The 22,273-nt window shown below is 56.6% G+C and carries 18 protein-coding genes; 9 read left to right on the top strand and 9 right to left on the bottom strand.

The genetic code is table 11. The features are described 5' to 3' along the window. Positions 1-70: 70 nt before the first annotated feature. Entirely contained in the window at positions 71-1,390 is a 1,320-nt protein-coding gene (locus tag CO660_RS01885) for a UDP-glucose/GDP-mannose dehydrogenase family protein (RefSeq protein ID WP_085779128.1), read from the bottom strand. Positions 1,391-1,658: 268 nt separating this feature from the next. Beyond that, a complete protein-coding gene (locus CO660_RS01880) occupies positions 1,659-2,258 on the bottom strand; it encodes a transglutaminase-like cysteine peptidase (protein WP_097597113.1) in 600 nt (199 codons plus the stop codon). Positions 2,259-2,560: 302 nt separating this feature from the next. Between CO660_RS01880 and CO660_RS01875 the strand changes: the two genes are divergently transcribed. From CO660_RS01875 to CO660_RS01855, 5 genes are all read left to right on the top strand, one after another. After that, positions 2,561-3,970, top strand: a complete 1,410-nt coding sequence (locus tag CO660_RS01875; RefSeq protein WP_097597112.1) for an O-antigen ligase family protein — start codon at positions 2,561-2,563, stop codon at positions 3,968-3,970. A 303-nt stretch (positions 3,971-4,273) separates the two neighbouring features. Further along, positions 4,274-5,485, top strand: a complete 1,212-nt coding sequence (locus tag CO660_RS01870; RefSeq protein WP_085779125.1) for a polysaccharide biosynthesis/export family protein — start codon at positions 4,274-4,276, stop codon at positions 5,483-5,485. 84 nt (positions 5,486-5,569) lie between these two features. After that, positions 5,570-6,280: a sugar transporter gene (locus CO660_RS01865; RefSeq protein ID WP_097597111.1), complete on the top strand. Its 711-nt coding sequence runs from the start codon at positions 5,570-5,572 to the stop codon at positions 6,278-6,280. Between the two features lie 51 nt (positions 6,281-6,331). Then, entirely contained in the window at positions 6,332-8,608 is a 2,277-nt protein-coding gene (locus CO660_RS01860; RefSeq protein ID WP_097597110.1) for a polysaccharide biosynthesis tyrosine autokinase, read from the top strand. Continuing rightward, the gene (locus CO660_RS01855) at positions 8,608-9,312 is read left to right on the top strand and encodes a hypothetical protein (protein ID WP_097597109.1); all 705 of its coding nucleotides are present in this window, start codon (positions 8,608-8,610) and stop codon (positions 9,310-9,312) included. The genes CO660_RS01860 and CO660_RS01855 overlap by 1 nt, the downstream gene beginning before the upstream one ends. Before the next feature lie 213 nt (positions 9,313-9,525). Here the strand turns inward: CO660_RS01855 and CO660_RS01850 are convergent, their stop codons facing one another. Then, positions 9,526-10,230 carry an Ig-like domain-containing protein gene (locus tag CO660_RS01850; protein ID WP_097597108.1) on the bottom strand — a complete coding sequence of 235 codons (705 nt, stop codon included), beginning with the start codon at positions 10,228-10,230 and terminating at the stop codon, positions 9,526-9,528. A 688-nt stretch (positions 10,231-10,918) separates the two neighbouring features. On the opposite strand from CO660_RS01850, the gene CO660_RS01845 reads away from it, so the two are divergent. The 4 genes from CO660_RS01845 (at position 10,919) to CO660_RS01830 (ending at position 16,972) form a co-directional block, all read left to right on the top strand. After that, entirely contained in the window at positions 10,919-12,493 is a 1,575-nt protein-coding gene (locus CO660_RS01845) for a right-handed parallel beta-helix repeat-containing protein (RefSeq protein ID WP_097597107.1), read from the top strand. Between the two features lie 484 nt (positions 12,494-12,977). Beyond that, positions 12,978-14,741 (top strand): type I secretion system permease/ATPase, encoded by a 1,764-nt coding sequence (locus CO660_RS01840; protein ID WP_097597106.1) that lies wholly within the window; start codon positions 12,978-12,980, stop codon positions 14,739-14,741. A gap of 15 nt (positions 14,742-14,756) precedes the next feature. Further along, positions 14,757-16,064 carry an HlyD family type I secretion periplasmic adaptor subunit gene (locus tag CO660_RS01835; protein ID WP_085779117.1) on the top strand — a complete coding sequence of 436 codons (1,308 nt, stop codon included), beginning with the start codon at positions 14,757-14,759 and terminating at the stop codon, positions 16,062-16,064. A 212-nt stretch (positions 16,065-16,276) separates the two neighbouring features. Beyond that, positions 16,277-16,972, top strand: a complete 696-nt coding sequence (locus tag CO660_RS01830; RefSeq protein ID WP_097597105.1) for an SGNH/GDSL hydrolase family protein — start codon at positions 16,277-16,279, stop codon at positions 16,970-16,972. A gap of 39 nt (positions 16,973-17,011) precedes the next feature. On the opposite strand, the gene CO660_RS01825 is transcribed toward CO660_RS01830, so the two are convergent. The 6 genes from CO660_RS01825 to CO660_RS01800 form a co-directional block, all read right to left on the bottom strand. Next, entirely contained in the window at positions 17,012-17,488 is a 477-nt protein-coding gene (locus CO660_RS01825; RefSeq protein WP_097597104.1) for a glycosyltransferase, read from the bottom strand. Continuing rightward, positions 17,485-17,943, bottom strand: a complete 459-nt coding sequence (locus CO660_RS01820; RefSeq protein ID WP_097597103.1) for a glucuronosyltransferase — start codon at positions 17,941-17,943, stop codon at positions 17,485-17,487. Before CO660_RS01820 ends, CO660_RS01825 begins: the two co-directional genes overlap by 4 nt. A gap of 89 nt (positions 17,944-18,032) precedes the next feature. Beyond that, on the bottom strand, positions 18,033-19,406 hold the full coding sequence (locus CO660_RS01815; protein WP_097597102.1) for an O-antigen ligase family protein: 1,374 nt from the start codon (positions 19,404-19,406) through the stop codon (positions 18,033-18,035). Positions 19,407-19,430: 24 nt separating this feature from the next. After that, entirely contained in the window at positions 19,431-20,405 is a 975-nt protein-coding gene (locus CO660_RS01810; protein WP_097597101.1) for a glycosyltransferase family A protein, read from the bottom strand. Next, a complete protein-coding gene (locus CO660_RS01805) occupies positions 20,405-21,286 on the bottom strand; it encodes a glycosyltransferase family 2 protein (protein WP_097597100.1) in 882 nt (293 codons plus the stop codon). The genes CO660_RS01810 and CO660_RS01805 overlap by 1 nt, the downstream gene beginning before the upstream one ends. Then, positions 21,283-22,260: a glycosyltransferase family 2 protein gene (locus CO660_RS01800; RefSeq protein ID WP_097597099.1), complete on the bottom strand. Its 978-nt coding sequence runs from the start codon at positions 22,258-22,260 to the stop codon at positions 21,283-21,285. Before CO660_RS01800 ends, CO660_RS01805 begins: the two co-directional genes overlap by 4 nt. Positions 22,261-22,273: the final 13 nt, after the last annotated feature.

The following is a 22,273-nucleotide window of genomic DNA, read 5'->3' as shown; positions in this document are numbered from 1 at the left end:
ACGCTTCAAAAACAAACGCCGCGGGCTTGTGCCCGCGGCGCCAGAAGGTTCACATAGTTGCCAGGTCCTGTCAGGCGTCCTGGTAAAGGTTGGTGCCGATACCGGTATAGGTAAAGCCGTGTTTGCGGATCTCGTCACTGCGGTAGATGTTGCGCAGATCGACCAGGACCGGAGCGCGCATCGACTGCTTCAGGCGATTGAAATCGAGTGCGCGGAACTGGTTCCATTCGGTGACGATGACGAGGGCATCGGCGTCGGCAGCGGCTTCGTAAGGGCCGTTCGCATATTCGATGTTCTCGATGACCTTGCGGGCATTGTCCATACCCTCGGGATCATAGCCGACGACCTGGGCGCCGGCGTCCTGCAGGGTCTGGATGATGGCAATGGCCGGGCTGTCGCGCATGTCGTCGGTGTTCGGCTTGAAGGTCAGTCCGAGGATGGCGACTTTCTTGCCGCGAATGTCCCCGCCGACGGCCGAAATGACCTTGCGGCCCATCGCCCGCTTGCGGTTGTCGTTGATCGAGATCGTCGTTTCGATCAGACGGACCGGTGCGTCATAATCCTGCGCCGTCTTGGCAAGGGCAAGCGTATCCTTGGGGAAGCATGAACCGCCGTACCCCGGACCGGCATGCAGGAACTTGGAGCCGATACGGCCATCGAGGCCGATGCCGCGTGAAACGTCCTGGACGTTTGCGTCGACCCTTTCGCAGAGATCGGCGATCTCGTTGATGAAGGTGATCTTCATGGCCAGGAAGGCGTTGGCCGCATATTTGATGAGCTCGGAGGTGCGGCGGCTCGTGAAGACCAGGGGAGCCTGGTTGAGGTAGAGCGGACGATAGACTTCAGTCATGGTCTCGCGTGCCCGGTCGTCGTTCAGCCCAACGACGATCCGATCCGGACGCTTGAAATCCTCGATCGCCGCGCCTTCGCGCAGGAATTCGGGATTGGAGACGACGGCGACGTCAGCCGAAGGATTGGTTTCCCGCACGATGCGCTCAACCTCATCGCCGGTGCCAACCGGCACCGTCGACTTGGTGACGATGACGGTGAAGCCCTCAACATAGGTGGCAATCTCGCGCGCAGCGGCATAGACGTAGGAGAGATCGGCATGGCCGTCGCCGCGACGGGACGGTGTGCCGACGGCGATGAACACGACGTCGGCGCCACGAACGCTTTCGCCGACATCCGTCGAAAACGAGAGGCGGCCGGTGCTGGTATTTTCAGCAACCAGCTGATCGAGACCCGGCTCGTAGATCGGAATACGGCCCTCGCGAAGGGCCTCGATCTTACTCAGATCCTTGTCGACGCAGATGACGTCGTGGCCGAAATCCGCAAAGCAAACGCCTGAAACGAGGCCGACATAGCCTGATCCAATCATCGTGATGCGCATATTTCCCTCAAATCATTAGAGTAGAACGTCATGCTGCGTCGCAGCATGGCGTTCGTCATACTGAATCTGGGCCAAAAGACAATATCGAAGATCGCTTAATACCCACATCGCAAGTCGTATCGAGGGTGCCGCTGTTTGCTGCCGGGCACCCGCTCGACAGCAAAAACATAGGTTTATGTGGACGATATGACAAGTCGAGCCGTTCGTGAGAGCCGGCTCGAGCTCAATCCCGGAATGGGAGGAATTGCTCTATTGGCTGCCTCGGCCGCTACAGCCGGTACCAGACGTAGGGGTCCGTTCCCGATTGAATCTTGTCCCAACGCAGATCCGTATCGCGCCAGTTCTTGATGCTGCTTTGCCTGTTGTCGAGCACCAGGTCGCCCTTGTCGGTTCTGACCACGAGGACGGCGTGTCCTTCGCCGGAGGGTGTATAGGCTGTTGCGATCCGCAAGGCGCGCGATGACCAGCCCATCGCTATCAGGCGGCTGCGCTTGGTCAACGCAAAATCTTCGCAGTCGCCGCTGCGCACATTCACCTTCCAGACATCGCCGTTCAGCTCGTTGCGGGAATCGTTGCGGCCGATCATGGTACGATTGACGGTGTTGTTCACGTTCTTCAGCTGCAGCATTTCCTTGTCCGTCAGTGCGATGACCGACAGTCCGTTATTGTCGCGGCATTCGGCAGGGTTCTGGGCGCAGAACAGCACCTGGGCGAAGGGCGGAACGATCTTTCCCTTTTCGGAGATATAGCTGACCTCCGACCCGCTGGTCAGGCCGCGGGCGAAACCTGCGGGGCCGGCCGCGAATGCAGAGCAGGCATTCCCCGCAGTAAAAGCCAGTGCCAGAAGTGTAACGAAGGTTTTCTTCATCTCTTGATCCCCGTCAGGGCAAGCGCTTGAGATCAGGCTTGCCTTTTGGCACAGTCAATGGCATGGCGACTTAGTGCCCTGCCAAGTATTGGGCACAGAACGTCTGTCCCGTTTCTGCTGATTGAAGGAGCATAGACGGGGTCCTGTCTCGATTGGCTTAAGCCATTCGCGACAATTTTAACGATGTGGAATTCTGTTGCACTTTAACACGCAAGCGCTTGATCTGCAACTTATGTTAGTGCGAGTATATTAACCGTAATGGTTGTGATTGGCTCGTTTTGACTGCTGGTGAGTGAAGTCAAATGTTATCCAACCTCATCAACAGGCAGGTCTTGCGGGAGGCGGTTCTCGTTGCCTTCATCGGTCTGGTGATATTGACGCTCATTCCTTTTGGAAGTGTCACACCTTTGCCCTTCGCCTTCGCCGCAATCGGAATGTTTGCTCTTGCCATCGTTTCGGTATTGCTGTTTGCGGAGCCAAGACAAAGCAGGTGGGTGTTCAAGATCGCCTTGCTTTTGCTCGTCGTGCTGACGAGCTGGACATTTATCCAAACGATCGAACTGCCGGCCAATTTGCTGGCAAACCCCGCCTGGAGCGCTGCACGCGATCTGGCGGGCGTCCAATATGCGGCGATCTCCGTCGAACCGGCGGACACGCTTGCCTCGATACTCTGGGTGGCCCTGCCTTTCGTGACCTTTCTGACCGGACTTATCTTGTGCGATACCGATCAACGAGCGCGCAAAGTGCTCGCCAGCCTGGGGCTCGCGGCGGGGGGCATCGCCGTTTTCGGCCTGCTGCAATTTTCGATGTTTCCCAACGTCTTGATCGTCATAGAAAAACACGCCTACCTCGACAGCCTGACGGCCATCTTCGTCAACCGCAATACCGCCGCCACTTTCCTCGGGCTGGGAACGTTGCTCATGCTGACGCTGGTCAGGGACATTGCCCGTTCCTATTCAACGCATCCGCCCGGCGAACCAGGCCGAAACCTTCTGCTCTTGAGAACCTGGATCTATATTCTGCTCTTATGTGCATGTTTCACCGCGCTGATGCTGAGCCGCTCCCGCGCCGGAATATTCGCGACCTTTGTTGCCGCGCTCATCTATTTTCCTTGGCTGGTCCTCAATTGGAACAGCTCAAGGCGATATTTAATATCGGGACCGAAATGGCATTCGGTATTAAAGCTTCTCGCGGCAGTAATTTTCGTCGTCCTCTTGCTAAGCACATTTGCAGGGCAAGCGATCTTACGCGCGCAGGAACGGCGGCTCGAGGATGATGATCGTTTCTGTATTCTGCCGGGCATACGGCGCGCCATTTCGGATCACTGGTTAACGGGAACGGGCCTTGGAACCTTTCGCACCGTTTTTTCGGCCTATCGTGATCCTGCCTGCGGCATCTTCGGGATTTTTGACCGTGCACATAATTTCTACCTCGAAGGATTTCTGGGGTTGGGGGTAGCGTTTCCAGTCGCGACGTTTCTTACTTTCGCAGTGCTCGCGAGGGTTTTCTGGCGCGGGCTCTCCGAGAGGCGGCGCCTGCGACATTATGTTCTGCTCGGCATAGCGGCGACGGTTCTGGTCGCCCTTCATGCCGCGGTCGACTTCTCGCTGCAAATCCCTGGTTTCGCAGTATTTTTTTCCGCATTCCTGAGCGCCGTTGTTGCAATCAGCCTCGGCCGCAGTCACCGCGAAACGGATCGCCAATATGGGTGAGCCGTGCATGCGCAATGGCTTAAATGAATGGAATTTATGAAGGTTTTTCGAAGATGCCGGATTGATTCAGGGCTGCGGGTTGACTCTTAAACCTAAGAAATTTTATAGCGGACGCAGCCTTTAGATTATTGCCGACGTCAGAGAGTCGGGCTGAGGCCGTTGGTTTCCTGAAGGGCGCGGCGTTGCGGGGCTGCCACAGTTAGGGAATGATAAACGGCATTTGGTAATTATTGATCAGGGATTGTCTTGTAATTTGTCCGATTGCGGAGCAGTAGCTTCAAGGGCGTCAACACGGGTTATTCTATGGGTTGTTTTCCTGTTGGTAGTACACGCGTCGCCATTGTTGTAGCGCTAACGAGTATATTGGCAAGCTGCACGTCCTTGCCAAGGTCCGGCCCCGATCACAAGGATGTTGATCGAAACGCCGCGGTAAAGGTAACCACGAAGGAGCGTCGAGTCGGTATCGACTACGCCCTGGTTGATCTCAGCAAAAACGTCCTGGCCTATTTCACTACTCCGCAGCCGAGCTCCTTCAAGGGTTTTGGCGGTGGACGCGGTGGCGCGCCCGAAATTCCACTCGGTTATGGCGATGTCGTAGAGGTTGCGATTTTCGAAGCTCAATCCGGTGGTCTCTTTATTCCCTCCGACGCCGGTAGCCGGCCCGGCAATTATATCTCTCTGCCGGCGCAGACCATCGATAGAAACGGAACGATCACGATCCCCTATGCGGGTCGCGTTCCGGCTGCCGGTCGCCTAAAGGAGACCGTCGAGCAGGATGTCGAAGATCGTCTTGCCAGCCGCGCGATCGAGCCGCAGGTTGTTATCACAACGACGACTAACCGCTCCAGTCAGGTAGCCGTGCTGGGTGACGTCAACAATCCTCAGCGCGTTCAGATCAGTCCGGCCGGTGAGCGCATTCTCGACGTCATTTCCGCCGCGGGTGGTTTGACGACCAATAATATCGAAACGAACGTGACGCTTCAGCGCCGCGGCAGAACGGCGACCGTCGCCTACAATACGCTGCTGAAAAACCCGGCGGAGAATATCTATGTGGCGCCGGATGACACGATCTCCGTTGATCACGAGCGTCGCACGTTCCTGGCGCTCGGCGCCGCCGGCGTGAGCGGCCGGTTCGATTTCGAGGAGTCGGACCTGACCCTCGGGGAAGCCATCGCCAAGGCGGGCGGTCTGCGTGACGACCGTGCGGATCCAGCCCAGGTCCTGCTCTATCGCCTTGTCCCGAAGAAGACGCTGGCAGCGATGCATGTAGATACGACGCGGTTTGCGGGCGAGACGGTTCCGGTGATTATCCGCGCCAATCTTCGTGATCCGGCAACCCTGTTTGCCGCTCAGCAATTCAAGATGGAAGACAAGGATATTATCTATATTTCCAATTCGGACTCTATCGAACTGGTCAAGTTCCTTGACATCGTAAACTCGGTATCGTCCACTGTTGCCGGCGTCACGGACGACGCACGCGATACCCGTAATGCGGTCCAAGACCTCGGAAACTAAGTGGGGAGTAGCCGGCGCCGATCGTAAACGATCGGTGCCGGTGGTCTGTTTGCGATAGCGGATTTGATGAAGGAAGCCACTTTTATGGCAAGGTTTAGTGTTTATCGTAAACTTGCATATAGCGGAATTGCCGCGGGGATTTTTGTCGGCATGACTTCGAGCGCCTTTGCGGCTGCTTGCCTGGGTCCTGCAAATCTCACACCCGCAGATGTCGGCGGATTTACCGCCAATCCTGCCGTTCTGCTCGACATGTCCGATCCCCTGGTTCTGTCATCGCGTGTTCGAGCGCTGGTAGGGAGCAGCAACGACGCCCTATTGCCGGTACTCGAGCAGGCCAAGAAGGCTAATGCCGCACAGATGGCGGCGATCGGATCCGGTCTCGGGCGAGCCGCAAACAGTTGCCAGGTCTCGGATCCGCAGTTCAAACTGGCGATCGAAAAAGCTGTTGCCGAGGCGGCCAGCGCCGATCCAGATCTTGCGCCGCTGCTGACAGCCTTTGCAAAGGTTCTGGCCGAAGGCGGGACGGCGGCGCTCGGTCCGGGCACAGGTGCGCCAGCGGCAGCATCCGGTATCGGCAACACTGGTTCAATCGGGCAGACAGGTCCCGGGTCGGATGACGGTACGCCGTTTGACGGCAGCGCCACGACTGCCGGCACGCTTAGGGTTTCGGATACGAACGATGAGGACAGCTCGTCCACAACGTCGACGACGACAATCGTCAGCGCGGGAGGAGCGGGCCAGTCGTTCTCTGATACATCGGAGTCGACCAGTCAGAGCGTCCCCGTCACACAATAGCTGGAATTGCCTGTAGATCTTAGCGCTTGACGCCATTGTTGGAGATCGAAATTGCTGTCGCCAGATAAACTTACGCCGCGTATCGACCCTTCCCGCGATACGGGAAACGAAGCTGATTTCATCGATTTCGACAAGCTTATCGCAATCGTCCGTCGCCAGTGGCGGATTGTAGCGGTATGCGCTTTCGCCTTTGGCATTCTCGGTGTCGTCTATGTTCTGACGGCGGTGCCGGTCTATACAGCCGAGACCAAAGTGCTGATCGACCGCAGCGACAATCAGATGATTAACCAGCTGGCGGCTTTTGGCCAGTTGGACGATGACGAGGGTACGGTCCTCAGCCAGGTCGAGCTGTTGAAGTCCGATACGATCGCTTATGCCGTCGTCGACAAGCTGAAACTTGTCGACGATCCGGTGTTCAATGCACAGAAGAACTCACTCTTTTCTGTCGGGACGCTGAAATCTCTGCTGAATTTTCGCTCCTGGTTTGCCGACGACGCGGCCATCGCTCCCGATCTGGAGATGAAGCGGCGATGGGCCGCGGAAACCGTCGCCGGAAATATCGATGTCGAGCGTGTCGGCAAATCCTACGTTCTCGACGTCACCTACACCTCGCAGTCTCCGGATCTGGCCCGAGTAATCGCCGCCGCCATTGCCGATGTTTATCTGGTCGATAAGCTCAATTCGAAATATGACGCGACAAGGCGGGCCGGCGAGTGGCTGCAGGAGCGTATCGAAGAACTCCGGCAGCAGGCGTTGGACACCGACCTTGCAGTGCAGAAGTTCCGAAGTGAGCATGGGCTCGTCGAGGCGGGGCAGGGCAACTTGCTCAGCGAGCAGCAGCTTTCCGAGCTGAACAGCCAGTTGATCAAGGCTCAGGCCGAAACCGCTCAGGCCGAAGCGAAATATACCCGCATCAAGTCGATCATCGAAGCCAAGCAGACCGATGCGATCGTGACCGACGTGCTCGACAGCTCGATTTCAAACGACCTCCGCAAGAAATATCTCGAAGCTTCGAAGCTCGAGGCCGAAATCGAGGCGCGGCTTGGTCCCGACCACGTCCAGGCCGTCCGGCTGCGCGCCGAGATGGCCGAATACGAACGGCTCATGTTCGACGAGCTGAATCGCATCGCCGAGAGCTATCAGAGCGAGCTCACGGTTGCGCAGTCCCGCGAAAAATCGCTGCGTGACAGCGTTGATAAGGCAACGGGTGTGGCCGCAACGGCGGGTGAGACGCAGGTTCAGCTCCGCGAGCTCGAGCGGACACGGGATACTTATAAGAACCTCTATCAGAGCTTCTTGGCGCGCTATCAAGAGGCGATCCAGCAGCAGAGCTTCCCAATTACCGCCGCACGTATCATCACGACTGCGGAGACGCCAACGAAGCCGAGTGCGCCGAAAAGAAGCCTCGTCATCGCTTTCGCCATGTTCCTGGGATGCGCGTTCGGTAGCGGCATTGGAGCTTTCCGTGAATTCCGCGATCGCTTCTTCCGCACCGGTGACGATGTCAAGGATATGCTCGACGTCGAATCGCTTGGCGTCATGCCGCTGATTGAGAACAATGTCGAGGATCCGACGCTGGTTGATCCGGGTAACCCTCGAAGCATCGCCAGAGGCGGCAAGACCACGACTTATGTCGAGGAGCATCCGCTGTCGGCATTCGCCGAGACGCTTCGCAGCGCGAAAATCGCGATCGATATCAGTGCCTCCGACCAGCGCTGCAAAGTCATCGGTGTGGTGTCGAGCTTGCCCGGTGAAGGCAAGTCCACGACGGCCATCAATTTTGCCAAGCTCTTGGCTATGCAAGGGGCACGGTGCCTGCTTATCGACGGCGATATGCGCAATCCCGGAGCGACGCGGGCGATCGGCCGCCACGCGGAAGCCGGCTTGCTTGAAGCAATCGTCGACAATCGTCCGCTGAAGGATCTCATTCTCCTCGACCCCAAAACAAAGCTCGCATTCCTGCCGACGGTGGCACGCTATCGCGTTCCGCATTCGTCGGAGCTGCTCGCATCGCGCGGTATGGATCAGCTTCTCGAGATTGCGCGTCAAAGTTTCGATTACATTATCGTCGACTTGCCTCCTCTGGCTCCGGTGGTGGATGCACGCGCCATTAACCCGAAGCTCGATGCGGTCGTGTTCGTGATCGAGTGGGGCAAGACTTCGCGGAAGGTGGTCCAATCGACATTGTTGTCGGAGCCGGATCTCTATACGAAGTGCGTCGGCGCCATACTAACCAAGGTCGATCCGGCCCAGATGAAGCTCTACCGGACATTTGGTTCGAGCGAATATTATTACAAACGCTATTCCCGATACTATACCGAAAGCTGATGTTCGGCATTCGGCACGTTTCGCGCACGAGAATCGTTTTCTTCATCGTCGCCGTGGCCTTTACGGCGCTGGCCAGCCGCGAGCTCTATGCTTCGATCAGGACGGCCAGCATTTCGATCGTCGCCGAGAGGATAGAACGCGGCGAAACTATCGCGAGCGATGTCGCGGCGAGATATGCGGCGCGCGCCATTGAACGAATCGACGGACACTATTGCCGATCTGACATTGTTGCCGCCGGCCTGACGCTCGTTCTGACGCAGCTCGATCGACAGAACGTCAATATCGATTACGACGCCTGGGTTGCCGCGGCCGCCAGTGCAAGTCATTATCTGCAACATGCATTATCATGCATGCCGACGAACAGTAATTTCTGGCTGCGTCTTGCGGCGGTCGAGTCGAAGATTGCGGAAGAGCCGCTGTCGAGCGCTGGCATGATGAAACGTTCAGTCGCTCTGGCGCCCTACGATGAGTCGATGATTCTGACGCGGTTTTATTTCTGGAACGGTTTTACCGATACAACGCTCCTGGCGGCGGGCCACGCGCTCGACAGCGATCTCATGACCATGCTGAAGCTTGGGGATCGTTGCAGGGTCAAAGCCGTCATGAAGCAAATCAGCCCGCAACTCCGCCCGATCTTCGACAGAAACTGGGAGAAGGCAGGAGACGGAGCGACAGCGCGTTTCCGGCAACGCTGCAGCAAGTGATTAGGGGGCGGAGCTCTTCCTTGGAGCGCCGTGCGTCCTTTCGCACGGACGCCCTGACACCATGAATCTACCATCGTGCTTTCCGAATTCCGATTTTCGCACCGATGCGCTATCTTGCGCTCTCCCCATGTAACAAGGCCCGCCGCTTGTGTGACGGGACCTTTTATTGGCACCCCGTTTGCATAGGAAACGGGCTGCGATGCTTGTCGTCGATCAGACGACGGGGCCGGAGACGACATCCGTGCCCGTAATGTTGAGCGTCAGAATGCCGACATCGGTGTGACCTTCGCCGTCGGAAATCTTGTAGTATTGAACGGTTTCGGTGACATGGTCGCCCGGGGCGATATCGGACGTCAGCTCATAGCTGAATTCGCCGTTCGCCTGGACATGAAAGGTGCCATAAGTACCGAGTACATCGGTTACGGCGCCGCTCTTGGCGTCGACGTTCGTGCCGTCAAATTGTCGGAGGAAGAGGTGACCATTGTCGCCGGCAATATCATTGTCCAGAACGTTGCCGCCGATGGAATCGCCTTCGCTGAAGCTGTAATGATCGTCCACTGCGATCGGCTTAACCTGCGTGACGCCCTGAATATTGAGGGTGAACAGTCCGAAATCGGTGTGGCCGGCCCCGTCGGAGATCTTGTAGGAGACTTTCTCCTGAAGCGTTTCGCCGTTGATGAAGCCGATCTTCGCGGCATCACTCAGCACATAGGTATAGCTGCCGTCCGCCTTGACGTAGAAAGTACCATAATCGCCGTGAATTTCGGTAATCTGGCCGGGTTGCTTGGCGCCTACACTCTGGTGATCAAAAGCGCGCAAGAATAGATTGCCATCAGATGTATCATTGGTCAGCAGATTTCCTGAGATAACGTCGGTTTCCAGGAATGTCGCAGAATCGTCTGTTGCGTGAATAGCCATCGGGGTCTCTCCTTGAAATAACGTTCGCTGGTCATGTTTGAACTTCAACGAGCGGCCCGATTAAGGATAGCTTAATAGAAATAGTCAAGCATATGCTTAACAAAAATTAATCATTTATAGGTGCGTTCTCTAATAATTGCACACGTAGAATGTGCATAAGAGGATGAAATAGTTGAAGATTATGCGTTAATAATAATTTATTATGGTTGTTGCCCGTTATAACGCTGATTTCTTCTCAGGCAAAGTTTATTTATCCGTCGTGAGGCCCGTGGCGTACGACAGAAATATGAAAAAGGTAGAAACACCAATTATAATCCCTTCTGATCATCTATCAGATCTGTGCCTTTTGTTATTCATGCGTACCTGTTGTGGGTACTCAACGCAAACAAGCGCTTTTGCGCTAGGTGGCGGCGAGTAGTTGTTCTGCGTGAAATTAGCCTTCGTTTTGTTGCCTGCGAAGGCCTTTATCTCCGATAGGCGAGTTCGCGGTGGTTGTTGTCTTGTTTAAATATACAACCACATTTTGCTCGAGAAGTGTTTTGCATTGCAGCAAATGTTTGTCATCAGCAAATATTAATGATCACCTTCTCAAGAATATCGCGAGATAGAACGCATTTTAGTGTTTCATTTTAGCAGGCGGATAGAGGTCCGCCATTAAAAGATCTCCTAACATCGAGGGAGATCACGCATGACTGTCTATTATGTGAATTCGGCGACAGGATCCAACAATAACAGCGGGACCAGCGAGAGTTCGGCATTCGCGACGTTATCCGCCGTGGAAGCCTTGAAGCTGAACCCCGGCGACAGCGTGTTGCTTGCGGCCGGAAGCGTCTTTAACGAACAGTTCGATCTGAGATATTCCGGGACTGTCAACGCTCCGATCACCATAGGCAGCTATGGCATCGGTGACGCGCCTATCATTCACAGCAGCAATGACGGGATCCACGGCTCCAAGGCTTCGAACATCATCATCGAGAACATCAAGATCGCCGATACTGGCGCCAACGCGATCTATGCCGGCAATGTTTCAAACTGGACCGTGCGCAATGTCGAAGTGTCGAATACCGGCCTGTCCGGTAAACCTGGTTCGGTCAGCTTCCAGAGCAGCCAGAACATCACCATCGAGAACAGTACGCTGACCGGCGTGCATTCCGACGGGATCTGGATGGATAAAGTCAACGGCGTCACGCTCATCAACAATACCGTCACCAACAGTCTGGGCAGCGCCGCAGACGCGATCCAGCTCAACGACAGCAGCAATATATTGGTCGCGGACAACCACCTTGAGCAGACGGCCACGAATAGCGCCAAGGGTGTTCTGGTGCTGATCCGGGCGACCAATGCCGTGGTCGAGGGCAACACTCTGCTCGGTGGCGGCTTTGGACTGAGCGCGCAGGCGGGTACGAATATCGCCATCCACGACAATGATATCTCAGGATATGGCGGCTATAGCTGGTCTTACGGTATCGGTCTCGGTGACCAAGGCGATGCGAAGAACTACGATATCAGCGGAAACTATCTGCATGACGGCGTCTACGGCGTTTTGGTCAGCGCCGTCGGCAACCCTGGCTATATTCGCGAGAATATCACTGTCCACGACAACGTCTTCGACGAACTTTCCTCGTCCGCATTGAAAGTGGACAAACCGGCATCAGGCTCCTTCTACAACAATATCATCGACAGCGATGTACCGACGCTCACGATGCCGGCGACAATTGCCGCCCAAAATACGTTCTCCATCGGAGAGAACAAAACCCTCGAGCAGGCGCAGGCAGAGTTGGACAGCGCTGCAGGCGGCACGGGCGACAACACCTCGCCGGCTGTCGCCGAGCCTGAAGTGATGCCTCCGCCGACGACCACGGTAACACCTGCTCCCACCACAGATGCAGTCATTCCCAAAATTGTCGCAGTGCATGACACCCTGAAGATTTCGGCCGATACCGGCAGCGGTTATCATGGCAATCTGCTGGAAAACGACAGCGCGAGCAACGGCATCGTATGGCTTCGCCGCTTCGGTGATAGCGCAGTTGACAAGCATGGCCTGACGCTGACCGGAAAATACGGCGTCATCCATGTTGAGAGTGATGGCGATTACACCTACACGGTCGACGCTGCGAAAATCGCGGGTTTGAGCGGAAAAGTGAGCGAGACCTTCCAATACAAGATCTCCGATGGCGCTTCGCATATCGATACCGACAGCTTGAGCGTCTCCATCAACGTCGACGCATTCCACGGCAGTCATGTCTCACAAATGCTGGCTTGAAACTGCAGCGGATCCCGAAGCGTTTCCCGCGCGTGGCGGAAATGCTTCAACTTTCAAGGGTCGCGAAGGCCGTCGCTATCGGCGGACGCTGAAGTCACGCGGTGATTATGGAAATGTTCCACAGGTACTCATAAAAGTTAACTATAGATTGCATTTATAGTTAACATCCTAGTAAACATCGATATAAGTGCGCCACATGTTCGCCGCTTTGAGCCGTTATTGGGCGGATTGCGATTATCTCTTGCTTCGGCCGGTATGATTATCGTAGCGTTAATGTTAGAGCCTCTGAAATTGTTCGTGATAAATTTGTATTTTCGGTCATTTTTCAGTGGGACTCATGAGCTAAGTTATAGGCTGCAAGCGGGGGCGGCACCGGTGCCGGCTCCGAAGGCAGCATGTCAATGATTGGGCTTGATAAGCCCGCAACTGCAATGTGTATCCGCGGCTTCGCCGGGTTAGCGATGCGGTAAGAGAGGATTGCTTCGTGTTTCAAAGTTCGACAGCTGACGTCAATGAACCGTCCAAAGCATTGCGGAAATGCAAAGGGGGCCTGATCTTTATTGGCATAGCAAGCGCACTTATCAACATCCTCTACCTCACAAGTTCATTTTTTATGCTTGAGGTTTATGATCGAGTCATTCCAAGCAAAAGCATACCGACGCTGGCCGCCTTGGCAATACTTGCGTTGACTCTTTATGCTTTCCAGGGCGCGTTCGAAGTTCTCAGGAGCAGAATGCTCGTTCGCGTTGCCGGTGCGCTTGACGAGATGGTGAATGGGCGGGTGTTTCGGGCGTTGATCAAAGCGCCGCTGAAGGTCAAGATTGGCGGCGACGGGCTTCAGCCCCTGCGGGATTTCGATCAGATAAGAACGTTCCTGTCCGGCATGGGCCCGACGGCAATGTTCGATCTGCCCTGGCTCCCTTTCTATCTCGTCATCTGTTTCTTGTTCCATCCGGCTATTGGATATATCGCCATCGGCGGATCGCTCGTTCTCGCCATGCTGACGTTCCTGACCAACCAGGGCACGCGTACGCTCTCCAAGCGGCAATCGGAAGCCGCCAACATGCGCAACGGATTTGCGCAGAGCTCGATCCGCAACTCCGAGGTCATTCACGCCATGGGCATGGCGGGCACGATGGCTGAGATCTGGGATCGCAAAAACGGCGAATACCGGAGCATCACCCGGCAGGCATCGGATGTCGGCAATGGTTATGCGACCCTCTCGAAGATTTTCCGTATCGCCCTGCAATCGGGAACTCTGGCAACAGGCGCGATCCTGGTCATTCAAGGTCAAGCCTCTTCAGGTATTATCATCGCCGGTTCCATCCTGACGTCCCGCGCTCTGGCGCCTGTAGAGGCGGCGATTGGAAATTGGCGCGGTTTCGTTTCCGCCCAGCAAAGCTGGGCGCGGCTTGCGAACCTCCTGAAGACAATTCCGGAGATTCCAGCCCCTCTCGCGCTGGCCGCACCTTCCAAGCAGGTGACGGTCGAAGGCGTCGCCAGCGGACCGCCGGCCGGCCAGCGGTTGGTCATCTCCGATATCAGCTTCGGCCTGAGAGCAGGGAGCGCGCTCGGGGTCATCGGCTACAGCGCCTCGGGCAAGTCGTCGCTGGCGCGGGCGATGATAGGCATCTGGCCGACGGTCAGAGGATCCATTCGTCTGGATGGCGCGGCGCTCGACCAATGGGATGGCGACGCACTTGGCCGGCATATCGGTTATCTTCCACAGGATGTGGAGCTCTTCTCAGGCACGGTCGCGCAGAATATCTGCCGCTTCGCGAAAGAGATGTCGCCGGAAGCGGTGGTTACCGCAGCGAGGGCGGCGCGCGTTCACGACCTCATTCTGCGTCTGCCGAACGGTTACGAGACCGAAATCGGCGAGGGCGGTGCTGCGCTTTCAGCCGGGCAGAGACAGCGTATCGCGCTTGCGAGAGCGCTCTACGGCGAACCATTCCTCGTCGTGCTCGATGAACCGAATTCCAATCTCGATGAGGAAGGCGAGCGGGCGCTGAGTGCTGCGATCATGAGCGTGCGTGCACGTGGCGGCATCGTCGTTGTCATCGCGCATCGTTCCGGCGTTCTGGCAGTGTGCGACTTCGTGCTGATGATGCAGGAGGGCAGGATGATCGCATTCGGTCCTAAGGAAGAAGTTCTGGCGCGGGTCAGCAGGACCGAGGCAGCGCGCACCCCCATTGCCGAGCGTGTGGCTCAGCTTAAGGTGGTGGTCGACGGCAATGCGGCGGAATAGGCCGGAAGGAAGATCGTGAGCAAAGTTATTAGTGAATCCAAACGCTCTCTCAATCGCCATGTGGCGGTCGTCGGCGCGCTGTCCATTGCGTTGGTTTGCGGCATCGGCGGATGGGCGGCGACGACGGAACTTTCGAGTGCCGTCATCGGCGAAGGCGTCGTTGTCGTCGACGGCGACGTCAAGAAGATCCAGCATCTGACGGGCGGTATCGTCTCGGAACTTCTGGTCTCTGAAAACGAGCATGTGTCGGCCGGACAGGTTTTGATACGGCTTGATGGAACGGCGACAAGAGCACAGCTGTCGATTGTCGAGAGCACGCTTGCTCAGCTTTATGCGCGCCGCGCCCGTCTCAAGGCGGAGCGGGTCGGCGCCGAGTCGTTCGAAGTCGACGAAAACCTCAGCGATCTGACATCCAGCACCGCGGCGCAGCAGCTGCTCGACGGCGAGCGGAAGTTGTTCGACAGCCGCAGGTCAGCGCTGATTGGAATGAAGAGTCAGCTGGCGTCGCGCAAGGATCAATTGGGAGAGCAGATCAAAGGCTTGGTCGTTCAGATCAACGCCACCGGCGATTCCCTTGGTTTGATCGAACAGGAGCTCGAAGCCGTCGATGTTCTCTACAAGAAGGGTCTGGTGACGCTTCAGCGTTTGAATACGCTCAAGCGAGCCCGCGCCGATCTCCAGGGTAACAGCGGTCAGGAAATCGCTGCAAAGGCGGAGGCCGAAGGCAAGGCGATCGAAATCGACCGGCAGTCGATTCAGCTGGATGAGGATCGTCGTTCGGAGATCGCAAAGGACCTGACCGATGTCGAAGCTCAGATCGCCGAAAATGAGGAGCGCCGCGGCACTGCGCTCGATCAACTCCGCCGTCTCGACATCACCGCGCCGCTCAGCGGCCGCGTTCACGAATTGTCGGTGCACACCGTCAATGGCGTTATCGAAGCGGGTCAGACGCTGGGGCTCGTCGTTCCCGAAAATGACGATCTTACCGTCCAGGCGAAAATCGCCACCCGCGATATTGATCAGGTTCATGTCGGCCAATCCGTCGATGTGCGTTTCAGCGCTTTTGATCAGCGCACGACGCCCGATGTGCAGGCGGTGATCACCTCAATTGCGCCTGATATCGTCAAGGATGAGCGGACGGGGATCAGCTATTATCCTGTGCGCGTCAAGCCGGAGGCTCAAAGTATCGCGAAGCTGAAATCGATAAAGCTCTATCCCGGCATGCCGGCCGAAGTCTTTATCAAGATCGGCGACCGGACCGTCATCTCTTATCTCACAAAACCGCTGACCGATCAGATGCAGCACGTATTTCGTGAGGAGTGATTGGCGCTCCTCGGCACCGTTGCGGCGTGTCGAGGCAGCTGCTATCCCCGGTTGGATGTAAGGCGGATTTGCGCACTGAAGCGGGCGTGACGATCTGTGCTTCATGATATTGTCTCAAGCCTGCTGCAAGGTTGGCTTCAAGGGCCTGCCAGCCGTTCCACAAGGTTCTCCTGCCGGGTGACGTATAGCTCTTGCCGAGATATGGTTTTGTCATGATATGTTTGCGGCTTTGGCGAGCGGCGCCGACCGAGAGGCGACCGGTATCGGGTCTGGTTCTGCTTTTAGCCTGCCTCGTGATGGTTTTGATGATTGGAAAGAGTGATGCCGAGAACCTTCCACCGCTGAAAATAGTGGCTTTCGGAACATCGCTGACAGCGCGCGGGGGATGGCAGCCCGGCCTCCAAACAAGGCTTTCTGCCTGCCTGCAGAGATCCGTGAAAGTCGAGAGCGTCGCAAAGAGCGGCGAGACGTCGGCGTGGGCTTTGACCCAGCTGAACCGGGTCGTTGCCGAGCAGCCGGATATTATTTTGATCGAGCTCTACGCCAATGACTCGACATTGCATCGGTTCGTGTCCCTGGCGCAAAGCCGAAAGAATATTGCCGACATTCTCGATCAGCTTCATCAACGCCTGCCGCGGGCACGGATCATTGTCATGGCGATGAATCCATTTTCAGGACTGCGCGGGCTGATCCGCCCTTTCGTCGACAGCTATATTTCGGCTCATCAGGCGGAGGCCCTGAAACGGGGCCTGGAGTTCATCGATCACCGGCCGGACTGGGAGCGCCTGACCCCGGACGATCTGGCCGCCGCAATTCCTGACGGCGCACATCCGCGACCCGAAGTAGCTTCCAAAATCATCGTGCCCCAACTGACCCGGTACATAGCCGGCCGCGATTGCGGCGAATGAATCTTCTTCGTCTCAAGGGCATCTGCCCCTGTTGGGGGTTCAACCCGTCGCGAGATAGCCCTTCAAAAAGCTGACCAGCGAGGCCCGGCCGGCATCGGACGCGTCTTCATGAGAAGGGCTGTCCAGGTCCTGGAGGAGATAATCTTTGAGTTCGTCATCGCTCTGGGCGACATAGATGCCTGGCCGGCCGACAAGCTGGCTGACCGTGGCGAGCTGGTGATCGTTTCGGTGCTCGCCAAGAGCCGCCTTCCGTGGAACGAGAATGATCGGTTTGCCGAAACGTTTCGCCGTGAGGACGGTGCCGATCCCCGCGTGAGAGACGATGACAGTCGCATCGCGGAAGACCCTATCGAAGTCCGCAGGCTCGATGTTCTTGATCCATTTCATGTTCTGTGGCGTGTAGGTGCCCTTGCCGATCTGAGCCAGAACCGGCCTAGTCAATCCTTGTGCGAAACTGTCGACAGCCTTGATGAGGCGATCAAAGGGCAGCTGCGTTCCAACGGTGACAAGGATCAAAGGACAGCTCCTGCGTAATGTGGGCCATTCGGCCGCGAAAGATGTTGCCATTGCGTCAGCCAGAGAGTCGCAATATGGCCAGCCAGTTTTCCGGAGAGGGACAGTTTCTCCACATTGGCGACGCTATCGATCCAGATCGTCCGCTTGCCCGTCAACTTGCCGGCAAGCAGGCAGAAAAGCCCAGGTGCTGCACCTGTCGAAATGACAACGTCCGGCCTGTGTTTGATGACAATGGAGAAGGCGCTGAAAAAGCAGCGGATGGACATTGTGATCGAGTCGCGGCTGCAATCGGGAAGCACCAGTCCATCCTTGATGTCGTATTTGGCGAGCAGTCCCGGGATTGTCGTTGCAAAGACGATATCGCAGCCTTCGAATGCGCCGCGCATGGCCATCAGCTGCTCCCAGTGACCGCCGCCGGAGGAGGCGGCGAGGACCTTCAACTTTTTCTCAGCCATAGATAGACCTCGTATTGAGAATTGCGCCAAAATGATCCGAATTGAAACGGACCGCCGTTTATTGTTTCGATACTCTACATTTCGGGTCCTCATACTGCCAGTCTTCGAGCAGAATTCGGCATAGTCGGTTTTCGTGGCTTGCGCCTGAAGGAACTCGGCGAAGAATCCTTTGGCAAGCACACGACCATAAGCGGCCAAAGCACTACCGGTGCCAACATCAAACCAGCCTCCATCATTGCGCCGATCATGATCATCAGCATGACTGCGACTTCCTTCGCCTGAACTTCGTTCAGCGCGGCGCCCGACGACACCGTCGTTATCCGTTCTCCCAGCCGTTTGAACAAGAATGCCACCCAAGCGATTGTCCCGGGCACGCCAATGTTGAGCGCGAGCTCCAGATAGGTGTTGTGCGTCGATCTCGCATCAAACGTCACACGGACGAACTGTTCCATGATCTCGGGTTGTCGAAACAGAGCGAAACCATATCCGAAAATCGGTTTGTCGTAGACAAGCGGAATCAGTTGCTCCCAGATGTTCGTTCGCCCGGAGAACGTCAAATCCTTGCCGAAGGCATCCGCGATCAGTTGCGCGGCGCCGAGATAGGCCGACGCGCCGACAAAGCCGAGGATAAGACAGAGAAAGAACAGAAAGAACGATCGAACGCCGGAATTTCCGATCTTGAACATCATCTTCAGACCCGCGAGTGTCGCAAGCCCCATTGCCAACATGACGACGGCCGTCGACGATCGCGAGACGGCGATCAACAAAAGCATCAACAACAAAGCGGTCCAGCGCAGCAACGTCCGATATCGAAGCTTGGCGGCTGGCAAGCCGATGGAAACCACGACGACGAACGCGACCGCAAAAAATTGCCCCATCGTGTTCTTATGGTAAAAAAGCCCTTTGACCATGCCGGCATAAGAACCGCCCATGATAGCAAAACGCGGAAAGGCGACCGTATACAGGACGTTCGCAAAGGCTGCAAAAATCGCGAAGTTTGTAAGTAGCCTGAATGTCTCGACGCTGCCGTAGCGACGTCGGTAGAGCAGCGGCGCGATTGTCAGCACCGTCACGGCGGCGACACCGCGCGCGGATGCGCCAAAGCTGATCGACAGAGCGAGGGATATGAGCGAAAAGCCAGCCACAACGATGACGAGAACCGGAATCCTTCGAAAATAGGACAGAAACCGGTTTGGCTCCAGGATGAAGTAAACGCCCATCATCGGAATCAGGGAATAGAGCATCAGCTTCTGCGGAAGCGGATCCACAGATATCCCGTCATCGAAGTTCGAGGGATAACCGTACCACATTCCGGTTGCACGCAAGAGCGTGATATAAAGCATGACCGTGAGGAGCCAACGGACCAAGGTTTCTTTCTCGATGCCATGACGTGGTCGCGATCGCGCCGCTTGCCGCGTCAAGCTGATGTTCCCGTTGGGAACATAAGTAGGGCCGAAACTCATCCGAGAGCGCTCCTGCAAACAGTATCAGAGGGCGGCATTGGGTCTGTATTCCTGATAGGCATGTCCAAGGATCCCGTTGACCATGCCTGCGCCACGCAAAACATGGGTGAGGGCCCGCATGCCCCAATAGGGTGAAACGAGGATCGCCGGCAGCATGGCCACCCCAAGGATCACTCTCGTGGCGCCATAGGCCGCGCGATAGAGCCGGCGCTTGAGGTCGCCGTGCAGGACCTCGCTGACGGCGAAAGTGTTGCCGAGTCGGTATTGTCGCTGCAGCACCCACTTCCAGGTCATGCGGCTGGCGGGAACGATATCATAGACGAGTGCCTTGTCAGCCCAGAATACCTGCATGCCGCGGCGAATTGCCTGATTGAAAAAGAGATAGTCAGTGCCCCCGGTGAAGCGCATTTTCTCTTCGAAGCGCAGATTCCATAAGCGGATGAGGGGATAATCGAACATGACATTGTTCGAAGCCGCATAGGAAATGCGCTGACCGTCCTTGTTCATCTTGCGCTCGAAAACCCTTGCCTTGATGAAGTATTCAGGTGGATTCTCGGGATAGACCGGCTGGACAGGACCATAGACGCAATCGGCGCGGTTTTTCTCGCGGGTCTCCAGCATTGCATCGAGCCAGCCATCGACGGGCCATTCGTCATCGTCGAGAAAGCAGAAGAGGTCCGTGCCGGCAGGGGCCGAATCGAGCGCGCGGTTGCGCGCAAAGGGTATGCCCTGGTTGGGTTCGACGACATAGATAAGATCATAGGCGCCCGTTTGGCCGAAGCCCTCAACCGTGGCTCTTGCGCTGCCAGCGGCATCATTGTCGACGATCACCATCGTCAGATGATAAGGACGATCCGAATGCTTGGTCTGGCGTGTCATCACGTCGAGCAGCTTGGCGATGCCATCCAGCCGCCGATAGGTCAGCACGCCGACGGCGATGTTCAACGGCGACGCGCCTTGCCGATCAGATGAAGGCGCCAAGGTCTCTTGCTGGTCCATCACTGTCCTCTCCGCAGCATAGCGCCCAAACGCTTGCGCGCGGCCATCAGGGCCACTTCGTTTACGGCATCATCACCAAACGGACCACCTGCCACGGTGCTTCGAGCTTCGCTCCTAAGCTTCAGGAGCGACGTCGTTTCGGCGATGCCGCCGGCCACCAGGCTCTTGCCGAGCGCATGCAGCCCATCATAGCGACGTGCCAGTTCCAATCCTGTCGCGATCATGATCCGCGGGCGCAGTGTTTTCGCCCTGCTCGTGCCCGTATAGCGGTTCGAAGCATGAATGCGCTGAAAGGTCAGCGGTGTTTCGACGATGGCGCCGCGACCCAGATAGGCGGCCGCAAACTTGATGTAATTGTCGCTGAGGACGACGTCTTTCGCGACGGACATCGGCAGGATCTGGGACAGCAGTTCGCGGCGGAAGGTCAAGCCTGAAGTCGGCACGGGGAGCGAGGGGAAACCGCCTCTGCGCAGAGTGTCCCGCTTGTCGAACAGCGTCACTTGCAGGTCCGCCGGAGGCTGGTCGCCGTCATCGGTCGTCACGCGGTCGAAGCACCAGTCGATCTCGTTGCGGTCGTAGATCTCGGCGACGCGCACGAGTTTGCTGGGCAGAAACGCATCATCGGCATCGAGGAGAAAAAGGATATCGCCGCTTGCGGCCGCAAAACCGGCATTGAAGCTTGAGGCCTGGCCGCCATTCTCTTTCAATACGGTCAGGATCCGCTCGCCGTATGAAGCAAGGATTTCTCGGGAATCATCAGTGGAACCATCGTCGACGACGATCACTTCGAAATCAGGATAGGCCTGCGACAGAACGCTGTCGATGCAGGGACGCAGATATTGGCCGTAATTGAAATTGTTGATGAGCACCGATAATTTCACCGCACGACCTCCTGCACCAGTCGACCAGAATGATTTCCTGCCGGTGCGTATCGGCGCAGCCCGGCGCGGTAGCCACGCATGTAGTAGTACTTCCAAATGGCCCAGAACCTCTTCTTTGATCGCGGCAAAGGATAAAGAAGCGCCGCCCGAACCGCCCAGTTGGCACTTTCGATCCAGGTCCGCAAGGGCACCCCGCCGATCCTTACACCTTTGGGAATGTCCTCGGCGAAGAGCGCAGGCATTCCATAGCCAAGACGTTCCCCACGTTTCTGGACCCAAGCCTCTGTCACGCTCGAGGCGGGAATCCAATGATGAACGATGGCCTTAGCGCACCGATATGTCTTCACGCCGTTTCGGGATAGGCGGGTGACAATTTCCGTATCCTCTCCCATCGCGAAAAGACCTCCTGGAAGAGGACCGATGTCCTCGCGGAACCGTATAGTGCTGCCGAGCAGTTCACGACGCACGGTCGTGTTCGGACCCCAGATTTTTGTCGGGTCGCACGGGCCACTGGATTCCTGGTCGGCTATGGCGAAGGTGGATCCCATGGGAATCCAGTCCAACAGCGGATCTCCATGGGGATAATGCTCCCAATTCGGGAGGATGCGACCGCCGACGACGCCGTAATCCGGATTCACCTCTGCGCACTCCGCAATCGAACTCAACCAACTCGCATCGGCCTCGATATCGTCGTCCGTAAAAACGATCAACGCTCCTCGAGCTATCGCCAAAGCGGCGTTCATAGCTCCTGATTTTCCTGGCCGGGCATGATTGACAACAACCATTGGAAGCTTCTCCGTATATTGGTCGAGAAGCTGCTGTGTTTCGTCTTCACTGTTGTTGTTGACGGCAATCAGTTCCCATTGGTCAGCCGGAAGGTTTTGGCCCAGCATCGAATCCAGCATCTGCTGAAGCCGTCTGCTAGCGCCATTAAAGGACGAAAAGATGACACTAATTTTTAGATTCGCCGTCAAACCGAGCCGCCTC

The sequence above is a fragment of the Rhizobium sp. L9 genome (assembly GCF_002531885.1).
Lineage (GTDB): Bacteria > Pseudomonadota > Alphaproteobacteria > Rhizobiales > Rhizobiaceae > Rhizobium.
The sequence above is the reverse complement of the archived record's forward strand: the minus strand, read 5'-3'. Positions and strand labels throughout refer to the sequence as shown.

Excerpts from the sequence above, each read along its gene's own strand:
- CO660_RS01885 (WP_085779128.1), bottom strand. The coding sequence starts at position 1,390 with ATGCGCATCACGATGATTGGATCAGGCTATGTCGGCCTCGTTTCAGGC.
- CO660_RS01880 (WP_097597113.1), bottom strand. The coding sequence starts at position 2,258 with ATGAAGAAAACCTTCGTTACACTTCTGGCACTGGCTTTTACTGCGGGG.
- CO660_RS01875 (WP_097597112.1), top strand. The coding sequence starts at position 2,561 with ATGTTATCCAACCTCATCAACAGGCAGGTCTTGCGGGAGGCGGTTCTC.
- CO660_RS01870 (WP_085779125.1), top strand. The coding sequence starts at position 4,274 with ATGGGTTGTTTTCCTGTTGGTAGTACACGCGTCGCCATTGTTGTAGCG.
- CO660_RS01865 (WP_097597111.1), top strand. The coding sequence starts at position 5,570 with ATGGCAAGGTTTAGTGTTTATCGTAAACTTGCATATAGCGGAATTGCC.
- CO660_RS01855 (WP_097597109.1), top strand. The coding sequence starts at position 8,608 with ATGTTCGGCATTCGGCACGTTTCGCGCACGAGAATCGTTTTCTTCATC.
- CO660_RS01850 (WP_097597108.1), bottom strand. The coding sequence starts at position 10,230 with ATGGCTATTCACGCAACAGACGATTCTGCGACATTCCTGGAAACCGAC.
- CO660_RS01845 (WP_097597107.1), top strand. The coding sequence starts at position 10,919 with ATGACTGTCTATTATGTGAATTCGGCGACAGGATCCAACAATAACAGC.
- CO660_RS01830 (WP_097597105.1), top strand. The coding sequence starts at position 16,277 with ATGATATGTTTGCGGCTTTGGCGAGCGGCGCCGACCGAGAGGCGACCG.
- CO660_RS01820 (WP_097597103.1), bottom strand. The coding sequence starts at position 17,943 with ATGGCTGAGAAAAAGTTGAAGGTCCTCGCCGCCTCCTCCGGCGGCGGT.
- CO660_RS01815 (WP_097597102.1), bottom strand. The coding sequence starts at position 19,406 with ATGAGTTTCGGCCCTACTTATGTTCCCAACGGGAACATCAGCTTGACG.
- CO660_RS01810 (WP_097597101.1), bottom strand. The coding sequence starts at position 20,405 with ATGGACCAGCAAGAGACCTTGGCGCCTTCATCTGATCGGCAAGGCGCG.